Below are 2,770 nucleotides of genomic sequence, written 5' to 3'. Positions count from 1 at the left end.
TATTGCCTTGACCGCATCTTTTGCCAAAAGAATGCAGGAATTGAAGAAAGCCGCCAGAATTGATGAAAAGGGGCAATCTATTCATAAACTCGGAGCACCGTTACTCCAAGAGTTTGTTGATAATTCTACAAATAGCAAAACAGATAATTATTGGCAAACTCACATTAATAAAATTAATTCAACTAACAACTATGATCCTAAAATCCCTCATAACCTCCAAGCAGAACTAAGACCTTACCAAATAGAAGGATTTAAGTGGCTAGCCAGATTATCTAACTTAGGATTCGGCGCTTGCCTTGCTGATGATATGGGGCTAGGTAAAACCGTACAAACGATTGCCTTGTTATTAGAGCAAGCAGTTCAAGGGGCTTGTTTGGTAGTAGCCCCCGCTTCCGTTTGTTATGTTTGGCAGGAAGAATGCCAAAAATTCGCTCCGAGCTTGAAGTGTATAATACTAGGCAGTAATAACCGAGAGGAACAAATAGCCGCTTTAACTAAAATGGACGTGTTGATTTGTAGTTACGGTCTACTTTATCAAGTAGGAGAGCTATTGACTAGCAGGCAATTTCAAGTAATAGTATTGGATGAGGCGCAAGCTATTAAAAACAATACTAAAAGATTTAAAATTATCACCGAACTTCAAGCGGTCAATCGTATAGCACTAAGCGGCACTCCTATAGAAAACCGTACCGAGGAATTATGGAACTTATTCGAATTCTTAAATCCTGGGTTTTTAGGTAGTAGACAATTATTTCAAGAAAAATATACTAAACCGATAGAACGCGGCACTGATGTTATTGCGAGAAATACCTTAAAAAGATTAATTCAACCTTTTATCTTACGAAGAATGAAAAGTAAAGTCTTGGATGAATTACCATCCAAAACAGAACAAACTATCTTTATTGAACCAAGTGATGAAGAAAAGAATTTCTACGAAGCTCTACGTAGAGAATCTTTGGAAAGAATAAGTAGCATCAGCGATGCCGACAGTGCTAAAAAGAGATTCAGTATCTTAGCTGAAATTACTAAGTTACGAAGAGCGTGCTGCGACTGTAGTTTAATTAATAATGACATCGAAATACCCAATAGTAAGCTAGAAGCTTTTGATGAGATAGTGCAAGAACTAAAAGAAAATAATCATCGTGCTTTGGTATTTAATATGTCGATTATTTAACTATAGTTAGAAAAAGGCTTGAACAGCAAGGAATAAGTTATCAATATTTAGACGGAAGCACTCCCCAAAAACAAAGAAAAGCTAGTGTCGAAGCATTTCAGGGTGGTGAAGGAGATTTATTCTTACTTAGTTTAAAGGCTGGCGGAGTCGGTTTAAACCTTACCGCAGCGGATTATGTTATTCACCTTGACCCGTGGTGGAATCCTGCGGTTGAAGATCAAGCTTCTGACAGAGCTCATCGCCTCGGTCAAACAAGACCGGTTACCGTGTATCGTCTGGTTATGAAACATTCTATTGAAGAAAAAATATTAAAAATGCATCGTGATAAAAGAGAGCTAGCCATCGGTTTGCTTGATGATAGCGAAAAAAGCGCATCTCTAACAGAAGTTGATTTATTGGAACTGATCAGTCAAGCTTCAATTTGAAGTAATACTTATAATTATTAATAAAAATGGAAAATCAGAAAAAACTAATCCCATCTCTTGTAACATTCGATACAGTCGAGTCTGCTAATGTTCCAAAAAAGCGTTGTGCTTGGGTGGCTTTAGATAAACCTGATTATATAGATTATCACGACCACGAATGGGGGGTGCCAGTACATGATGACAATAAACATTTTGAAATGTTAATTCTCGAAGGTGCACAAGCGGGCTTAAGGTGGTATACCATACTTAAGCGTCGTGAAGGTTATCGCAAATTATTTAAGCAATTTGACACCGATAAAGTAGCTCTTATGCATGACGAAGAGCTGGAATCTATACTTACTAACACCTCAATTATCAGAAATAGACTCAAGGTGTTTGCCGCTAGAAAGAATGCTCGAATATTTTTAACTATTCAAAAAGAATTTGGGTGTTTTGATGATTATATATGGCAATTTGTTGATGGTAAACCTAAGCTTAATTCCCCCAAAACAATGAAAGATTTACCGTCTCGTACAGCAGAGTCTGATCAGTTATCTAAAAACTTACAAAAACGGGGTATGAGTTTTGTCGGTTCAACAATTATTTATGCTTATATGCAAGCCATCGGAATGGTAAATGATCATACGGAGTATTGTTTTAAATATCATAAAAACCAATGATAATGTTTCTAATGTATAATTCGTAATTTTTAATCACACATGCTATAACAATGGATACTAAAAAGCACCCTATTCCAGAGTTCATTACTCTTAACAAGTTAGGCGATCCAACTCTTGTCCGTGTTAGACAGAGCCAAAAAGCAAAACGAATTGCTATTAGGGATACACCATGAGAAAGTAGAATTAATAACAAAATATGTCATCTTACACTTTAAAAAAAGATAATAACCTTCTAATTCTGCTCGTTGATTTAGAGAAAAAAGGCGAACAGCCAAGGATGCTAAATGATTATTTTAGATTCTTTTTTGAAAAAATCAGTAGTAGCAAAGGTTATCATTTAAACCGTACATTTTATCTTACACATAGACTTACAGAGAAAATATTATACAAAGACAATTATAATAAATTATATAGTTATTATAGTAAAAAAAGTACTAATAGACGCTAGCGATAGTCTACGGATGAGCGGAGCTATGGTCAGAATCGCAAGACCCGAGCAGGTCGGTGATTTT

At 35.9% G+C, this 2,770-nt stretch carries 5 protein-coding genes and 1 pseudogene; all 6 read left to right on the top strand.

The features are described 5' to 3' along the window. A partial coding sequence (locus Megvenef_RS08595; RefSeq protein ID WP_322777521.1) for a DEAD/DEAH box helicase occupies positions 1-1,174 on the top strand: 1,174 nt, incomplete at its 5' end. Between the two features lie 2 nt (positions 1,175-1,176). Further along, positions 1,177-1,410, top strand: a pseudogene (locus tag Megvenef_RS09990) (helicase-related protein); the annotation flags it as partial. 45 nt (positions 1,411-1,455) lie between these two features. After that, positions 1,456-1,599 carry a hypothetical protein gene (locus tag Megvenef_RS08590; RefSeq protein WP_322777520.1) on the top strand — a complete coding sequence of 48 codons (144 nt, stop codon included), beginning with the start codon at positions 1,456-1,458 and terminating at the stop codon, positions 1,597-1,599. Between the two features lie 26 nt (positions 1,600-1,625). After that, positions 1,626-2,258 carry a DNA-3-methyladenine glycosylase I gene (locus Megvenef_RS08585; RefSeq protein ID WP_322777519.1) on the top strand — a complete coding sequence of 211 codons (633 nt, stop codon included), beginning with the start codon at positions 1,626-1,628 and terminating at the stop codon, positions 2,256-2,258. A gap of 50 nt (positions 2,259-2,308) precedes the next feature. Then, the gene (locus Megvenef_RS08580; protein WP_322777518.1) at positions 2,309-2,431 is read left to right on the top strand and encodes a hypothetical protein; all 123 of its coding nucleotides are present in this window, start codon (positions 2,309-2,311) and stop codon (positions 2,429-2,431) included. 23 nt (positions 2,432-2,454) lie between these two features. Further along, positions 2,455-2,706 carry a hypothetical protein gene (locus tag Megvenef_RS08575; RefSeq protein WP_322777517.1) on the top strand — a complete coding sequence of 84 codons (252 nt, stop codon included), beginning with the start codon at positions 2,455-2,457 and terminating at the stop codon, positions 2,704-2,706. Positions 2,707-2,770 lie beyond the last annotated feature (64 nt).

Source organism: Candidatus Megaera venefica (genome assembly GCF_034554655.1).
In the GTDB taxonomy this organism is placed as follows: Bacteria; Pseudomonadota; Alphaproteobacteria; order Rickettsiales; family Rickettsiaceae; genus Megaera_A; species Megaera_A venefica.
This window is presented reverse-complemented; position numbering and strand designations above follow the sequence as displayed.

Excerpts from the sequence above, each read along its gene's own strand:
- Megvenef_RS08590 (WP_322777520.1), top strand. The coding sequence starts at position 1,456 with ATGAAACATTCTATTGAAGAAAAAATATTAAAAATGCATCGTGATAAA.
- Megvenef_RS08575 (WP_322777517.1), top strand. The coding sequence starts at position 2,455 with ATGTCATCTTACACTTTAAAAAAAGATAATAACCTTCTAATTCTGCTC.
- Megvenef_RS08585 (WP_322777519.1), top strand. The coding sequence starts at position 1,626 with ATGGAAAATCAGAAAAAACTAATCCCATCTCTTGTAACATTCGATACA.
- Megvenef_RS08580 (WP_322777518.1), top strand. The coding sequence starts at position 2,309 with ATGGATACTAAAAAGCACCCTATTCCAGAGTTCATTACTCTTAACAAG.